This window comes from Candidatus Zixiibacteriota bacterium (assembly GCA_036480375.1).
Lineage (GTDB): Bacteria > Zixibacteria > MSB-5A5 > GN15 > JAAZOE01 > JAZGGI01.
Genome location: JAZGGI010000047.1, coordinates 30,716 through 47,122, shown reverse-complemented (window position 1 = coordinate 47,122; position 16,407 = coordinate 30,716). Strand labels below are relative to the sequence as shown.

Genomic DNA, 16,407 nt, shown 5'->3' with positions numbered 1-16,407 from the left:
TCTCGCCCTCTTGATTTTTATGACGAGTTAGACTTATATTTCAATTTCCAAATCTTGAAGGGGCAGGAGAAGCATAGATTGATCCAGGAAATGATAAATCCAGGAAGGAGTGGTTCATGATCAGACGCCATGTTGAATTTATTCTTATCGGCGCGTTATTGCTTTTTGCCGCCGTCGTGCCGGCGGCCGCGCAAAACATTGACGCCAAAGAATACCGGCTCGATAACGGAATGCAGGTTTTGATGGTCGAGCGACACGAGGCTCCGACTATCATGGCCTCGATATTTGCCCGGGTCGGGTCGGCCAATGAAGTACCGGGCATAACGGGAATTTCGCATCTATTTGAGCATATGATGTTCAAGGGAACGGAAATCATCGGAACCAAAGACATCAAGCGCGATCGGGAAATTATGGCGCGGCTCGATTCACTGCGAGTATTGTTACAGGCTGAAGAATGCATCATGCGAGAGAATTTGCGACGGGGAAAAATTACGGATATGCTGGACCCAGACGCCAAAACCCCGCGCTACCGTGAAATTGAGAAAGTGTTTGATAGCCTTATTCTCGAACAGCGAGAACTTATTATTAAAGACCAGCTAAATGAACAATATTCAAAGCACGGTGGATTTTTTCTAAACGCCTTCACTTCTGAGGATGTCACCGGGTATTTTGTTCGACTCCCCAAAAACAAAATTGAACTGTATATGTGGATGGAATCTGACCGTTTCAAAAAACCGGTTTTCCGGGAATTCTATTCGGAGCGGAATGTCGTACGTGAGGAGAGAAGGTTGGGGATTGAATCTACTCCCACGGGACTGATAGAAGAGGAATTCCAGGCCATGTTCTGGAAATCATCATCGTATCATTGGGGTGTTATTGGCTGGCCGTCTGATTTGGGAAGTATAACCAGGGCTCAGGCAATGGATTATTATGACACTTATTATGCGCCCAATAATTTGACAATGATTCTGGTAGGTGACTTAAATCCTGACGATATGATTAAAATGGTTCGGAAATATTTTGATCGCATTCCCCGCGGGACGACCGAACCTCCCGACGTGATAACTCTCGAGGAAAAACAGTACGGTGAAAAACGGCTAATAGCTCAGGCCGAAACCAATCCGCAAGCTCAAATCTGGTACCATACCGCTGCCTGGAAGAATCCGGATAGCTATGCTCTTGAGGTCCTGGCCGGTATCTTAAACGGCAAAACCGGGCATCTATACAAAAAATTGGTCGAAGAAAAAGGCATTGCCAAAAGTTCCGGAGGCGGAGGCGGTATGTTTGGTGGAAGTGGCTTAGCTGTTAATGCTACTCAGGATTCACGAAAATACGCCGGGGCGTTTTATGTATCGGCCGAAGGATTATCCGGTATCAATGCCGAACAACTCGAACAGGCGATGTATGAAGTAATTGCGAACCTGAAGGAAAATCCCGTATCTGAAGAGGAATTGCAAAAAGTCAAGAACCAGATGCGGGTAGATAAAATCAAATTCATGGATATCATGTCCGGTATCGGTATTCTATTCACTCTGGGCATGAATGCGGCTATGGGCGACTGGACAGAAGTTAATAATAATCCCGAAATGTGCGATTTGGTTACGGCCGAAGATATTCAGCGAGTGGCCAATATATATTTCGCCGATGATCAGAAAAATATCTTGATAATCAACGCCAAAGCTACCGAAGGATCTGAAGGGGCGCGCGATACGCAATTTGTCCAAATGGTCCAGATGATAAAATCAATGACAGACACCGACCGACTCGGTCAAATGATTGGTATGTTCTCTGCGAGGATCGATCAAACCGAAAATCCCGATGAGAAAGCCCAGATGGAAGAAATATTGAAAATCGCCAATGATCATCTTAAAGAATTAAAGGCGGCCGAAAAGAAATAAGGCGCACGCCATAGGAGATACGAAAATGAGAAGATTATCAAACTTGTTTTTATATCGGTCGGTCACGCTTGTGGTGATTTTGGCGTTGACGGCCGTCATAATTTTTGGTTCAATCGTAAGGGCTGATGATATCGTTGACCATCCCGACAAACTTAAATACGATGACCTAAACTATCAGCCTCCTGACGCGGGAAAATATCATCATAAATTGGATTGCGGCGCCTCCGCGTACATCGCCGAAAATAACGAAGTACCGACCTTTGATCTAACGATTTTTGTTCGTACCGGTTCGATTTATGATCCGTTGGAAAAGGCCGGACTGGCCGACATGGCCGGCTATTTAATGCGCAACGGCGGGGTTGAAGGAATGACGGCGAAAGAAATTGATGAGCGTCTCGCCTTCTTGGCCGGTGATCTGTCGGTTAATATTGGCAACACGCGCGGTTCGGCCAATCTCTTTTGCCTGTCCAAAGATATAGATGAAAGTCTGGAATTGCTAAAGAAAATTCTCCGTTACCCGGTCTTTGACCAGGAGGCGCTGGATCTCTATCGCACCGATATCCTTTCCGATTTGGAGCAGCGCAACGCTTCGACTTCGGCGATTGAATCACGAGAATGGCAATTTTTATTATATGGCGATCATCCCCACACGACACCTTATCGACGTACTGAGCAATCGGTAAATACCATTACCCGCGAGGATTTAGCAGCTTTTCATCAAAAATACTTTTTCCCCGGTAATTTTATTATCGCCGTGTCCGGTGATTTCAAAACCGATGAAATTCTCGCCAAACTTAATAATCTTTTTACCATTTGGCCGGATAAGGATTTAGTTCTTCCGGAAATTCCGGAACAGATTTCGGAAGCCAAACCGGGCGTTTATATAGTGAAGAAAGATGACGTCAACCAGTCTCGCATCAGGGTTGGCCATCTCGGGGTTAAACGCGATATACCCGATCAATATGCCTTGCGGGTGATGAATAATATTCTTGGCGGGGGCGGATTTACGTCTCGTATTGTCAGGCGAATTCGTTCCGACGAGGGATTGGCATATAATGCCGGTAGCGCTTTTGGCCGGCCGATTTTGTATCCGGGAACATTCCGGTCATGGTTTCAGACCAAGCATTCTACGGCCGCATTTGGATCCGGTATCATCGTCAAGGAAATTAATCGCATTCGCACCGAAAAATGCGATGCGGAAATTGTTGAAAATGCAAAGGCCAGCTTTATAGGTCGCATGGTCAATCCATTCACCAATAAAAATACGATTGTCAACACTTTTGCCGATGATGAATATACTAACCGTCCGGGGGATTTCTGGAAGAATTATAAGAAAAACATGGAAGCGGTTACACCGGATGATGTTCTGGCCGCCGCCCAAAAATATTTGCATCCTAATAAATTAGTATTTCTGGTAGTCGGCGACCCTGAAGCGGTTCAAAAGGGTTCAGACAAGCACGATGATAGCTTTGCCGATTTTGGCGAAATTACCATCCTGCCTTTACGTAATCCAATGACGTTGGAAATTGAATAGACGATATATTCTTAAAAAAGCCCTCGCGTTGGAGAGGGCTTTTTTAATTTTAACAGAATTTTTCTGTTAGTAATAATGACTCAAAAAATATGTTGCATGATTTTTACAAATGCCTATCTTTGGATAGGTAACCATCTCGCCTGCCTTCACCAAATGAAATTCTATCGTTTATGGTGCGATAGAATTGGGGCACCTGACAGTTAAATTTGTATTTGAATCATGAAAGTAATAAGGGACATAGGCAGATTTCAGGAGTACTAATCACAGGCTGTGGGCATAGCAGAGTATTAATCATTCGGCCATAATAGAGACTTGTCCGGGAGGGCGTTATGAAATCATGGATACGATTTATTAATATCGTCATATGTATTCTAACTGTCGTGGCCGGGGCCAATTGTTTGGCTCAGGATCCGGGACTTCCTGATACCGTTAAGATCGAGGGAGGACCGCTGATTGTCGGAAGATCAATTCCACTCACGTTTACAGTCGTAAACGATGAATTAGTCAGGGGAAATACATCTGGTCTTATTATTTTTTCGGATGACGGTGGCTGTGCCAAATATGATTCGGTCGTTTATATCAATCGCCAAAATGACCCATCTGTTATGGATTTTCGGTTGATAAGGTCGCGAAAAGAAACTTGTATTGGATACGATAGTCTTCATGTTGTCAATGGCACATGGTTTGGAAATCCATTACCTCCGGGAAATGACCCGATTCTTCTTCTTTATTTCACGGGCATCAGTACCGGCCATATTACTATTGATTCCTCCTATTTTCCACCGGGAGCTCCATTTGCATTACAACGATGGGATTACATTAACAGCTATACACCTCAATTTACTTCAACCACGATTGAAATCATCGAGGGAACATTACCTCCTGAATTAACGGTTCCCGATAGTTATATTTCCTCAATTGCCGGTCAAACCGTCGGTTTTGAAATTGAGGGGTATTCACCCGAAGATTTACAGATTACACTTGAACTGATTGAGCTGGCAGGTTACGACGATGACACAAGATTACCGGAAAACACGCCAACTCTCAGCGAGGCGAACCCGGCACTCTTTGAATGGGATGTCACAGCCAATGACATTGGGGTCTGGACAGCCGTATTCAGAATCTGTGACACAGAAGAATTATGTGAAGTCAACAGCGTTGTGATTCAGGTTGTCGAAAGTTTATATTATTTGGTTGATATGGATATTGATGAAATAACGGGTGTTTGTAATGCCAATGGTCTGGCTCACGGCAATTTCGATGATGATGACAATCCTGAATTATTTATCAGCGGAACAGGTAGTAATTTAACTCCAACGATGGCGCTATATGATTTGAATTTGTCAGAAGGCTGGCAGAGAGTATTTGCTCACGAAGATATGGAACCGAAATTTGGTTCTCAAACCGGATATTATAATGATGACGGCAATTTGGACGTCCTATTGATGGGATTTGAAAACGGGCCTTATCGGGTTCTCACCGCTGAAGGAGATGGCGCTAATTCTTTTTCTTTATCAGGTTTTTCAAATGACGGCCATGTGACCCGCAATATTATTTGCGGAGAATTTACGGGTGATAATTATATAGATGCCGCCTCAACCTGGCATGACGGTGTTCGGATTTATGCCGGAAACGAACAGGGCGATTTTTCATACATCTCTATAATTCCCACTTTCGATTCAGCCGTTACCGTAAACTGTGCCGATTTTAACGAGGATGGAGTCGATGATCTGGCCATTGGAACCAAAAGTGGAATAAAAATATATCTGGGCGACGGTGTCGGCGGATTTACCGAGGAAGAATTTCATTCACAAGTGTACGCCACTCTGGATGTTGAAATAACCAACAATGGCAGCGATTTTAATGACGATAATATTTACGATCTGTGTATCTCCACACCTTCTGTTGGCGGGGAGCGAAGTGAGATAGTCATATATCTTGGCAACGGCGACGGGACCTTCAGTCAGCATGTGATTCATGACATCAGAGGCCAGGTTTTTGGTAATTGTGTCGGTGATTTCAATAACGATAATCAGCTCGATATCGCCTTTGTCAACGGTTCCCAGAAATACATCGGAATTTTATTTGGGGAAGGAGATGGTTCATTTTCAAATGAAATGAGATATGAAATCGCCAACCATGTACCGCAATATATTGATTGTTTTGACGCCGATCTGGATGGTGATCTTGATTTAATGGCAGCGTCGGTTTCTGTTATGCAAGGCAATTCGCTATATTATTTGGAAAATCAAACAAATCCAGCCGGTTATTTGCCGCAATCGCTTACATTGACAGCATATGATAACGCCTCAATCGAGCTTAATTCTTCGGATGGTAAAGTTTTCAATCGGATAAAAAATGTAATGCCATCGGGAGAATATTACCGGCGCAATGTCGATCCCAATGATATTATCGATGATTATCTCGTCCTGGGCGTTGTTGAAAATGAAGCATATACAATTGACGCCCTTCCCAAACCAAACGTGACGGAAGGTGAGAGTTTCACATTGGAATTTACGATTAACGGCCGTCTCTATCGTCTGGCCAAAGATATGCCGATGCGACCGGAAGGTTATCAATTTACGTTTTACGCAGGCGATCACTTTCCAGCCGTACCTCGTCCCGGGAAAATTACCCATATAAATCCACCTACTTTTATGTGGCTGGGAGATGGGCAGTTTGATTTCCAATTAGCCGGTGATTATGATTTCAATAACATCCTCTATGATTTGACAATTGACGGAAACGAATTCACCACCGATGAACCGTTGGATGTGACGGACACAACTACGTATTATTGGCGGATTAAACCAGTTGGCGAACCCGATTACGACTGCCTGTATGTTATCAATATATACCCCAATCCGGGTAATCATTGTGGTGATGCCAATAATGATGGAATTGTAAATATCGGCGATGCCGTATTTCTAATCAGTCATATATTTAAGGGAGGACCGCCTCCGAATCCAATTGGAAAGGGCGACGCCAACTGCGATGGAAATACCAATGTGGGTGACGCCGTGTATATAATTAATGTCGTTTTCAAAGGTGGCCCGGGTACGTGTGACGATTGTGATATAGCCTGGTAGAGTATTGATGTAAAAATAGGCGTCATTTAGTTTATATTTTGAAATATTGGCTCCACAATCATTCTGCAATTGTGGAGCTATTTATTTGGCTGGCGATTCTACTGTTTTGGATCGGCCTGTTAGAAAAGTGTAAGAAGAGATATGGCCGCGATCAATCCGCTTATCAATAGTACACGCTCACCCCAGGATTCAGGCGTCCATTGCAGTTGGCGGCGATCGAAAAAAAGGTGTCGATAAACAATCAGTTGGGACTAACGCCCTAATCCTTACGAGCTAAGCTGGCTAGTCGCTGTGACCAGGATCAGGAACTGCTGTCTTCGGAATGGTCGCGGATAACTAATGCCTGTTTGGCAATCTGTTGATTGTCTACCCGATGCCTCTTCAGTAGCTGAATCGCAACCTGAACTGCAGCTTCCCTTTCAGCAGGTACGACCTCATCGGCGCCCGCTGCGAGAAGAGGTTCGATATCGAGCAAGTAGAAAGTTCGTACGGTTATAAATAAGCGGGGAGCAAGCCCACGAGCAACTCGTACTGCCCGCTCGGCAGCGCTGGGATCGTTTATCAGGAGAACAAGTTCTCGAGCGTTTTCAATCCCCAACTTATTGAGCACACCCTGGCTTGTAACATCGCCGAATACTGCTCTTCCTGTTTCTCGAGATGCTTTTCTTACATTCTCAATATTGAGATCCACTATCACATATGGGATATTGTATCCCTCAAGAACCTGTGATAATTCCCTTCCGGCAAAACCGTACCCGCTGACAATTATGTGGTCGCGCATTTTACCGACGGCATCGGGTGCGTCCTCGGCTGAATCAACCTTGAGCAGGCTCTTAAGGCGCTTGAACTTACCAAGCCCGGCCGCAAGCTGAGGACCATAAGACATGGCGAAAGGAGTGAAGAACATAGAGAGAATCGCCGCTGAGACTAAACTGCTCTCAAGAGATTTTGCAATCAACCCTGTACCCTGTATGGAGAACAGTAGAATGAAAGAAAACTCTCCCATCTGTGCCAATGCGACGGCCGCGATTAAACATACTCTCATCGGCATGCGCAGTACTGCCGCGGTAATGAAGACAATCACAGACTTGCCAAGCAGGATTGCAGCCAGAATGGCAAAGATCGGTACAAGATTGTCAAGAATCATCAAAGGTGACAGCAGCATCCCAATCGACACAAAAAACAGACTGGCAAAGATCTCCCTGAACGATATCATGTCCGCCAGTGCCTGATGTCTATATTCGCTTCCTGAAACAACTAATCCCGCCAGGAACGCCCCTACCGCAAGAGAAGCGCCGGATTTGGTAACCAGCCATGCCGTTCCCAGACAAATCAGAAATACAGAAAGGATGAACAATTGTCTTTGCCTGGTCCTGGCAACAAGGCTTAGGATTCGGGGCACTATGAGTATAGCCAGGAGCAAGACGACAACAATTATTCCTACAGATTTCGCCAACGTGACAAAGAACACTCCGGCATTCAAGTCCGTTCCGGTCAGTAGTGGGATAACCAGCATAATGGGTACGACGCTGAAGTCCTGGAATACAAGAATCCCCAATATCAAGCGACCGTGTGGTGCGTCAACTTCCCCTCGCTGCTGCAATCCTCGTAAGACAATAGCAGTACTGGATAATGCCACAACAAGGCCGATGAATATGGCCGAGCTGCTTGACAAATGAGCCATTCTGGCTATTGCGAAGGCAGCGGCTGTGCTAAGCCCCACTTGTAGAAAACCGCCTGCCACAACGAGCTTCCACAAACGCCGTAGTTTCTTCAGCGCAAGCTCCGCTCCTATTCCAAACAGAAGTAATGCGACCCCGATCTCGGCCAGCACTTCGACCTGGTGAACATCATTGATCAACCCAAAACCCCGGGGACCTACGAGTATCCCTGACAGGATGAAACCAGCTATGGGTGGTAACTTTAGCCTATGGAATACGATTACTATAATAATCGCGAAACCGAGTATTATTACGAGGTCTTGGAGATAAGCCAATTCATGCATATTGCTTTATCGTCGTTTGACGTTTACAGCTGTACATTCATCCCACTGAATTGCTTGAGATTACTTTTCTTCATCATCCAGCTTCTTGAGTTCCCGCAGGATGGCAAGCGCACTGGAGCCGGTGCCAGTTTGGCGATTTTGTCCATCCGCTCCTGAACTACCTGGAATTTCTTCTCCATACGTACTTGATAAGCTTGTTGCAGGGTGTCGAGCAGTTTCTCCAGTTCGTATGGCTTGGGTAGATAGCCGAAAGCTCCGAGCTTGGTGCAGTCGACTGCGGAATCGACAGATCCGTGACCGGTTAAGATTATTACTTCAATATGCTTGTGTTCCTGCTTTAGTATTTCAAGCACTTGTTTCCCATCCATGCCGGGCATCTTGAGATCCAACAAAGCAAGATCGAATTTCTCCTCGCGCGCGATCTCGACAGCCTGCGCGCCGCGTGTAGCTGTACGGACCTCGAAATCCCTCATTTCCAATCGCTTGGCGATGGATTCGATGGACTTTTCCTCGTCGTCCACAATCAACAACCTGATTTTATCTGACATGGATCATTCCTTCCTTTACCTAAAACCCTATATATCGCCAATAGCCAAATATAGTCCATCCCCAAAGAACCGCAAGCGATAATATTAGCACAACAGCGCCATGCTTGAGGAAATCGGAGAGAGTTACTAATTGCTCGCCGGTCACCGGATCTTTAGCCATGGCATAAGCAATTGCATTTGAGGGTGTACCGATTATAAGCATGTGAGCAGATGACGAAGCGAATGCGTTCGCAAAGCCAACCATCCAGGGGTGTGTACCGCTGATAGTCGCCATCGGCACGGTAATTGGACCAATCGCTGAAACTGTCGCTCCGTCGCTCATGAAATTGGTGGCGAGCCCACTGAACAGGCTGGCGGCCATCGCTAATTCTGTTCCCTCGCTCATGAATTCCGGTAGAATACCGAGGAAGCTGTCGGCCAGGAACAGCGCTCCGCCTGTTTCAGCTAAGCCTTTGCCCAAGGCGCTGGCGCTGGCATACAGGGCGATCACTTCCCAGTGGATTGAAGTAAAGTCACGCCATTTGAGTATTCGCATTATATTCAAGGCAACCAGTCCAAGAATGATCGGACCGCCCATGCCAAAAGTATCGCTGGCACCGATCCAAAGAGCTATGACGATAATCAGAACCGCCGCCGTGAGATACTCGTTTCGATTCATAGGTCCGATCTGGTCGGAAGCCTGACGCACTATGGCTGAGACATTGAGCGATTTCACCTTGATTTTTGAGCGGAAACGCAGGTAGAAATATGCTGCGATAACCAGTGCCATTATCGGTACAAAGGGAAATCCGTAGATCATTCACCTTAATCGGGAGAGGCATCATATATGCCACAAAATAAAAGGAGCCAAAAGGACAAAAACGAAAAAGGACAAAACGAACCCAATTCCCCGCAACTCAAAATAAAATATGCAATTACAAGGGATTTTCAAAAATGCAAATGTGGATAATTTTTGGAAAATTGAATAAAACCAGTCATCGCGAGGAGTCCGGCGTAAGACGGACGACGTGGTGATCTAAATTTGTTCCGTCAGTTCTTGGTTCGACATATGAGGAGTGTGAACTGACGATAAAAAACAATTTTAAAAGATTGCCACATCCGGCTCTGAGACGATTCCTGCCGTTGAAACATTACACTCCTTAATTTATCTGAATTATAATATAGACTGTTTCTAATAATGAAGGAAAAACAACATCGATCAACTAAAAAGGGTGTCGACTGACTTTGTCAAAAGTCTGGAACCGCCTTCAAAGGCGGATTTTTTATTGGATGATTTTATTTAGCCCGTAAATTCAATCGGCTTTGAATCTCAATTAAAAGCGCCGCCACCGCGGTTTGAGTATCGACGTTGAGTTCGATATCACTTATAACTTCACTCAGATAGGCAGGGATTGTTAACAAATGTTCAACTTCTATATTTTTGGCGGCAAGGCGTTCGAGTTCAGCGACATTATCAATATTGATTAGCTTATCATTATCGGAATCATTCTTGATCAGAATTAGATCTCTAAAAAGCGACTGCCAAAAACTTATAATTCGGGTAATGCGGAATCTATCCCGATAGGGAAGTAAATCTCCTGCCTCGGTAATCAGGTCAATCGAGGGTTCGACGAATATCCCCTTGAAAATTAGTCTGGCGACTTCTCTGTCCTGGGTAATGTCATCATCTGAAAGATATAGAGCTCTGCCGATGGAACCCTGCGATAACCTCGCAAGAAGGATCGCTTTTTTATCGGCGGCAACTTCCTTCTCAATCAAATAAGAGGATATTATTTCATCAGGCAATCGGGGAAACGAAATCACCCTGCATCGCGATACGATTGTATCGAGAAGTTTTTCGAGATTTGAACTGGTAATTATAATTAGGGTATTCGGCGGAGGTTCCTCAACCAATTTCAGGAGAGCGTCAGCCGAGGAGGACAGCATACGATCCATTTGGTCAATAATTATCACTCGCGTACCGGTCAATTCAGCTTTTTGATTCAGCTTCTGCTTAATTTGGCGCACAGTCGCGACCGGAATAGACATTTGCCTCTGCCCCGTTATTAATGAATACGGCTCGGCCATTTTATCTTCCAGAATTGCCCAATAATTGCCCAATTCTTCCTTTTCCGTTTTCGAAGGCGGAGTCGGGATGGCGATAAATAAATTGGGGTGCTGCAATTTGGAAATTTGTTTGCAGGAGGGACATGTATCGCAGCTTTCGCTTTCACCGGGTTTTTGACAATTAAGGTAAGCTGTAAGGCCCAGGGCGGCGGACCATTTGCCGACTCCTTCGGGACCCGAGAATAGATAACTATTGGGTAATTGTCCGTTTTTGGCGGTTTTTAAAAGAATTTCACGAACCTTATCCTGTCCCAGGAGTTTATTAAAATTCATCGAGGTTCAACCAGACTACCGGGTCGAGATGTTCTCGACCCCGGCGTAGTTCAAAATGAATATTATTATTCCCGCACACGCCCAATTTATCGCCGCTCAGGACAATATCATCGGTTTCGACTGTGACCGATATCATTCCGGCGTAGGTAGTATAATAACCGTCGTCATGCTCAATAATCACAAAATTGCTATAACCTCGAAGATTACCGACATAGGCGACTCTGCCGGGTGCCACGACATGGATATCTTTATGGCCTTGTCCGGGATCGATATCAATTCCCGGGGAAAAAGATTTGAGATTCGTGGTTTTGTTGACTTTCCACCCAAACGTTGAGACAATGCGGCCTTTTATAGGGGGATTAATTCTTCCCTTCAAAGAAGCAAAAGAACCGGACGCGAATCGAGGAGTCATTTTACCTGCCAATCGTTTTTGTTCCTGTTCTCTCTCGAGTTGAGCGATAATCTCCTCCATTTGCTGAGCCATCTCAGAGAGGGACTCATAACGGTCGCGCATCATGTTGGTTTGCTGGCGAACGATACTGAGGCTTTTTTCTTCTTTTTCCTTTAGGGCCAGATCAAGATTAATCTTTGATTTCTTTTCCTCTCGCATGCGATTTATTTGAGAACCCTGACGGGATAAACTATCGACCTGATCGGTCAGGCGTCTGACAGAATCATCGGCCATTATAATTTCACGAGTTGATACATTTGAAATCGAGGCCAGATACCTTGAGAGGCGATTTTTGGACAAAAGCATTTCAAAATCCCAACCCGCATAATCGGCCCCGCTTCGTCGATGAATATAATAGTCTTTTAATAGCCCAACATATCCTTCTTTGATGCGCCTCAGGCGATCTTCGGTCAGTATCAAATCCTGCTTATTTTTGGCCAGTTCTCCGCGGACAGTTCTAAGTTCCTGACCCATACGATTGACCAAAGTTCGGTTGCGGCTGACATTGTCTCCATAAGATGAGATTGTCTTGGAAATACTCGATTCAATATTTTGCAGGCTGTCGATTTTATTCCTGGTATGGGATATTTGCTGTTTTAAATCGTCGAGTTCCTTTTTATTATCCTGAATTCGTGAATTATCATCATCGGCAAAGGCTGAGGTGATGCCAAAGAAGGAAAAGATGGCAACTATATAAAGGGTAATTTTAATCATAACAGCAAAAACCTGCGAATACCCAGATAAGCGCCTATCATCCCGGTTCCTGCGGCCGCGGCGCAATAAATCGCCAGTTGTTCAAGATTGGGAAAGATCAAATCAAATTCCTGAAAAGTAATCTGCTGGGATAAATAGATTATTACCAACCATCCCATCATCGCTGCGATTAAGGCCGAAAAGAATCCTTCGGCCAGGAAGGGATATAATAGATATGATGGTCCGGCTCCTAATAATTTTAACTGGAAAAAATCGCTCGATTTGGTTCGAGCGGTGAGGCGATTGGTATTGGCCATTGTTAGCAACACTACGATTAAGATTAGTCCTCCAATGATATAGCCGATTCGGCTGAGACTGCGGCCGAAGTTTTCGACCTTTTCAATCCAGGCGCGCCCGAAATCGACCGCCTGCACGCTTTCCAAACGGCTCAATACCGCCGCGATTTCATCCAGTTTAGACAGCGTTTTTCCTTCCTGAAAATAAATTATAAATGAACGCGGAAGAGGATTTTCGTCGAGTCCCTCCATAAATACCCATCCCAGGTCGGATTCCAGAATCCGGGCAGCGTCTTCACGAGATATATATTCTGTGGCGGCGACATCGGTCAATTCATATAGCGTAATTTCCAGCATTGAGAGCAGGCTGTCAGGATAATTATCGGAAACAAATGCTTCCATTCTGACTGTTCTCAGCAACGAATCATAATGGCTGTTAATATTAATCGTCGCGATCCAAAAGATATCTACCATCATCAGGACAATAAGTATGACAAGAAAAGAGCCGAGCGATAGCCTTTTTTCACGTCCGGCATGTTTATAAATCTGCCTTATTAATCTCCCCAGATTATTCATTTCTCGACCCTCCCCTCGCGGAGACGCAAATATTGGTCGGGGCCGCTTGGGGGGCCAATGCCGGTCGTAAGATACAAAATCGAAATTCCGGAAAGCCTTAGTGACTGTAATCGTTCGTGTATAAAATCAGCCGCTTTTTCATCAAGACCGTCGGTGGGGGCATCGGCAATAATCAATTCCTTGCGGGCGGCGGCGGCACGGGCCATAAGCGCCATCCTTTGTTCGACTTTTGAGACGGCATCGGGATAATATGACATAACATGACTGAGGCGATATTTACCGCATGCTTTGACGGCGAATTTGCGGGCCTTACGGGTCGGAATACCGCAGATCTCGGCCGAAAGCGCGACATTTTCAAGGATCGTACGGTCATTAAGTAGCGAAAAAACGCCTCCAACACCCCCAATCTTCCGGCGCAGATGACGAATCATGGCCTTGGAACGGGCGATTTCATCGAGATACTGACCATCAATTATAATCTCCCCGGAATCGGGAAGAATCATGGCGGTGAGCATTTTCACCAGAGTTGTTTTTCCGGATCGATCAGGGCCGGAGATTACCAAATAATTCCCTCGCTTTAATTCAAAGGTCAATCCTGAAAAAATTTCCTGATGACCAAATGAAAAGTATACATCTTTTATGCTTATCAAGTAAAAATCCCCTATATTGTTGCTTTGGCCTATCCCCAGTTCAATATCCGATATTTTCTACAAAGATATTGCAGTGGAGCCGAAAAAAACGGCAATCTCGGCCGATAATTTTTGTATAACATGTATATGACGACCAGGTTAAATCACGGCCGCAAGCCTTGAGATTTGACAGAGCCGGATACATGTACTACATTATTAGAAATGTTAATAAACCGACGCACGGTTTTCAAGATTAAAATGGAGAAAGCATGAATATCATTCGAATCCTAACGACATTAATTGTAGTTATCTCTTACGGATTATCCTGCGGAGCCGACTTTGAAAAGATTGATGTTCCCACAACCGCAACCATTAATAAAATTTATTTCGATGGGGCTCATTACGGCTGGGCGGTAACCTCTGACGGTGAATTATTGTCAACCTGGGACGGAGGCAAAACCTGGCAGGGGAAAAAAATCTCCAAGCGCACGATAAAAGATATAGATATGAGGGGGCAGGTGGGGTATTTAACCGGCGACCGCGGACTTATTATGAAAACAGGCAATCGAGGCGCAACCTGGGTCGATATGTCTCAAAATATAAAATTCAAATTTATCGCGGTCGGGATGGTCAACGATACCAGTACGATTGTCTGCGGTACTGACCAAAACAGTATGTCAAAAACCGTAGGTGTCGCCTATCAAACTTTTGATTCCGGAAAAACCTGGAAAAAGAAGAAACATCTTGGCAACGGCTATACCGACCTCGTCGTTCAACCGCCCAGAAAAGTCTATCTTCTGGCGTCCAAAAAGGCTTTTCACTCAATAAGCTGGGGGGTGCATTTCTTCCCCGGCAAATATAGCGGTAATCGTTTAGCCTGGGGTTTTGATTTTATTGATGACTGGGGATTTATAGTTGGGAGAAAGGGGTTTTTTGCCCGAACGACCGATCATGGCCGTAATTGGGAAGAAGTCGATATGGGAATAACCAGGAGTCTTTTCGCTGTCGAGGTATTTGATAAATATTCCGGAGTCGGCGTTGGTCAAGACGGACTGATCTTATACTTTAATGATAGCGGCGATCGGTTTACGGTAAGCCAGTGTGGGGTTGAGACGGATTTGAAAACGGTTTGTATCACTGATAGTAAAATTTTTATCGGCGGGACTAACGGTGTGATGATGTCTAAGGAACGATTTCCCCTGTCAAAACCTTAATTTTTCTTATGATTGACAATTAAAATACTGGCCAATACCAGTGTTGATCCCAGGCCGTCATAAAGGCCAAGCGTCTCATTCAGAATTAAGTATCCAACAATCAGAGCAGTTATCGGCGTAATAAACGCGACCATAGATATTTTTAAAGTACTGATTCGCCGGATAAGCCAGTAAAATCCTGCAAATCCCAGAATAGAGCCGAAAACCGTCAAATACAAAATACTTCCTATAACGGTGAAATTAAAATAATTGCCCGACCAGTTTTCGGTCGCAGTCGAAAGTAATAATAAAAACGTTCCACCAATCGCAAAATGCCAGGCAAGCATCGGTGCGATAGGCGCTTTTGATAAATAGGCTTTGAGGTATACCGTGAAAAATCCTGAAATGGATGAGGCAATCAAAAGGAGAATCGCCCCCAAAATTGAATTTTCATCTAAAGATATGGAGCCGTTGAAAATAACGATAACTCCTGCGAAGCCGATAATAACACCGATTACGGATTGAAATGTTATTATTTCGGATTTTACCATTAGAGGCACAAAAGGAACAACAAATAAAGGCAGCGTCGCGAAGAAAATGGCCGCCATCCCGGAATTGACATACTGCATGCCGTAATATATCAGTGCATATGGAACTCCGTAAATAAATAATCCGGGCCAGGCGATTTTGAGTTTGTCCTTCCAGTTTCCCTGAAGTGATTGGGCAGTTATTTGATTATAGATTATTAAAATCAGCGCCGCCAGGAGCATCCGCACGAATGCGCCGAGAAGAGGCGGCATTTCCTGAAGTCCGATTTTCATCGCCAGCCATGTGGTGCCCCAAACAATACAGAGAAAGATATAAATCAGGGTATTCATTGAGGAAATTTAATCGAAAGTTGTTAATAGTCAAGAAGTTTCGGGGAATTTTATAAATATGAGAGATCGGGTCGCATCCTAATTTCAAATAGTCTAGAATTGCCAAATCTGTCCATTTTTGTTCAATTTTGTCCACCTTAACACCATCCTTCCCCCCATTGAAAAAAATAGCTACCCCAAGCAATTATTTCTTCGATTTCCCTTGACAACAATATGAAAACTTTACTATATTATTCAC

At 44.7% G+C, this 16,407-nt stretch carries 12 protein-coding genes; 4 read left to right on the top strand and 8 right to left on the bottom strand.

Going from position 1 to position 16,407, the window contains the following annotated elements; translation table 11 throughout:
• The first annotated feature begins 116 nt into the window (after window positions 1-116).
• The 3 genes from V3V99_13950 to V3V99_13940 all read left to right on the top strand — a co-directional run bounded on the left by V3V99_13950 (window position 117) and on the right by V3V99_13940 (window position 6,521).
• Complete coding sequence (locus V3V99_13950; protein ID MEE9443761.1) at window positions 117-1,898, top strand: pitrilysin family protein; 1,782 nt, start codon at window positions 117-119, stop codon at window positions 1,896-1,898.
• A gap of 25 nt (window positions 1,899-1,923) precedes the next feature.
• A complete protein-coding gene (locus tag V3V99_13945) occupies window positions 1,924-3,432 on the top strand; it encodes a pitrilysin family protein (GenBank protein MEE9443760.1) in 1,509 nt (502 codons plus the stop codon).
• A 329-nt stretch (window positions 3,433-3,761) separates the two neighbouring features.
• The gene (locus tag V3V99_13940) at window positions 3,762-6,521 is read left to right on the top strand and encodes an FG-GAP-like repeat-containing protein (GenBank protein MEE9443759.1); all 2,760 of its coding nucleotides are present in this window, start codon (window positions 3,762-3,764) and stop codon (window positions 6,519-6,521) included.
• Window positions 6,522-6,822: 301 nt separating this feature from the next.
• Here the strand turns inward: V3V99_13940 and V3V99_13935 are convergent, their stop codons facing one another.
• The 7 genes from V3V99_13935 to V3V99_13905 all read right to left on the bottom strand — a co-directional run bounded on the left by V3V99_13935 (window position 6,823) and on the right by V3V99_13905 (window position 14,119).
• A complete protein-coding gene (locus V3V99_13935) occupies window positions 6,823-8,526 on the bottom strand; it encodes a cation:proton antiporter (protein ID MEE9443758.1) in 1,704 nt (567 codons plus the stop codon).
• A gap of 23 nt (window positions 8,527-8,549) precedes the next feature.
• A complete protein-coding gene (locus V3V99_13930) occupies window positions 8,550-9,074 on the bottom strand; it encodes a response regulator (GenBank protein MEE9443757.1) in 525 nt (174 codons plus the stop codon).
• 19 nt (window positions 9,075-9,093) lie between these two features.
• The gene (locus V3V99_13925; protein ID MEE9443756.1) at window positions 9,094-9,873 is read right to left on the bottom strand and encodes an SLC13 family permease; all 780 of its coding nucleotides are present in this window, start codon (window positions 9,871-9,873) and stop codon (window positions 9,094-9,096) included.
• Between the two features lie 476 nt (window positions 9,874-10,349).
• Window positions 10,350-11,453: a DNA polymerase III subunit delta' gene (locus V3V99_13920; protein MEE9443755.1), complete on the bottom strand. Its 1,104-nt coding sequence runs from the start codon at window positions 11,451-11,453 to the stop codon at window positions 10,350-10,352.
• Window positions 11,443-12,618, bottom strand: a complete 1,176-nt coding sequence (locus V3V99_13915; protein MEE9443754.1) for a peptidoglycan DD-metalloendopeptidase family protein — start codon at window positions 12,616-12,618, stop codon at window positions 11,443-11,445. The genes V3V99_13920 and V3V99_13915 overlap by 11 nt, the downstream gene beginning before the upstream one ends.
• Window positions 12,615-13,469, bottom strand: a complete 855-nt coding sequence (locus V3V99_13910; GenBank protein MEE9443753.1) for a permease-like cell division protein FtsX — start codon at window positions 13,467-13,469, stop codon at window positions 12,615-12,617. Before V3V99_13910 ends, V3V99_13915 begins: the two co-directional genes overlap by 4 nt.
• The gene (locus tag V3V99_13905; protein ID MEE9443752.1) at window positions 13,466-14,119 is read right to left on the bottom strand and encodes an ATP-binding cassette domain-containing protein; all 654 of its coding nucleotides are present in this window, start codon (window positions 14,117-14,119) and stop codon (window positions 13,466-13,468) included. Before V3V99_13905 ends, V3V99_13910 begins: the two co-directional genes overlap by 4 nt.
• Window positions 14,120-14,367: 248 nt before the next feature.
• Between V3V99_13905 and V3V99_13900 the strand changes: the two genes are divergently transcribed.
• Entirely contained in the window at window positions 14,368-15,312 is a 945-nt protein-coding gene (locus tag V3V99_13900; GenBank protein ID MEE9443751.1) for a YCF48-related protein, read from the top strand.
• On the opposite strand, the gene V3V99_13895 is transcribed toward V3V99_13900, so the two are convergent.
• On the bottom strand, window positions 15,309-16,169 hold the full coding sequence (locus tag V3V99_13895; GenBank protein ID MEE9443750.1) for a DMT family transporter: 861 nt from the start codon (window positions 16,167-16,169) through the stop codon (window positions 15,309-15,311). The two genes, V3V99_13900 and V3V99_13895, sit on opposite strands and share 4 nt — an antisense overlap.
• Window positions 16,170-16,407 lie beyond the last annotated feature (238 nt).

Bases quoted from the DNA above. Each gene is read 5' to 3' on its own strand.
- V3V99_13895 (MEE9443750.1), bottom strand. From the start codon at position 16,169: ATGAATACCCTGATTTATATCTTTCTCTGTATTGTTTGGGGCACCACA.
- V3V99_13935 (MEE9443758.1), bottom strand. From the start codon at position 8,526: ATGCATGAATTGGCTTATCTCCAAGACCTCGTAATAATACTCGGTTTC.
- V3V99_13910 (MEE9443753.1), bottom strand. From the start codon at position 13,469: ATGAATAATCTGGGGAGATTAATAAGGCAGATTTATAAACATGCCGGA.
- V3V99_13925 (MEE9443756.1), bottom strand. From the start codon at position 9,873: ATGATCTACGGATTTCCCTTTGTACCGATAATGGCACTGGTTATCGCA.
- V3V99_13915 (MEE9443754.1), bottom strand. From the start codon at position 12,618: ATGATTAAAATTACCCTTTATATAGTTGCCATCTTTTCCTTCTTTGGC.
- V3V99_13950 (MEE9443761.1), top strand. From the start codon at position 117: ATGATCAGACGCCATGTTGAATTTATTCTTATCGGCGCGTTATTGCTT.
- V3V99_13930 (MEE9443757.1), bottom strand. From the start codon at position 9,074: ATGTCAGATAAAATCAGGTTGTTGATTGTGGACGACGAGGAAAAGTCC.
- V3V99_13900 (MEE9443751.1), top strand. From the start codon at position 14,368: ATGAATATCATTCGAATCCTAACGACATTAATTGTAGTTATCTCTTAC.
- V3V99_13940 (MEE9443759.1), top strand. From the start codon at position 3,762: ATGAAATCATGGATACGATTTATTAATATCGTCATATGTATTCTAACT.
- V3V99_13920 (MEE9443755.1), bottom strand. From the start codon at position 11,453: ATGAATTTTAATAAACTCCTGGGACAGGATAAGGTTCGTGAAATTCTT.
- V3V99_13945 (MEE9443760.1), top strand. From the start codon at position 1,924: ATGAGAAGATTATCAAACTTGTTTTTATATCGGTCGGTCACGCTTGTG.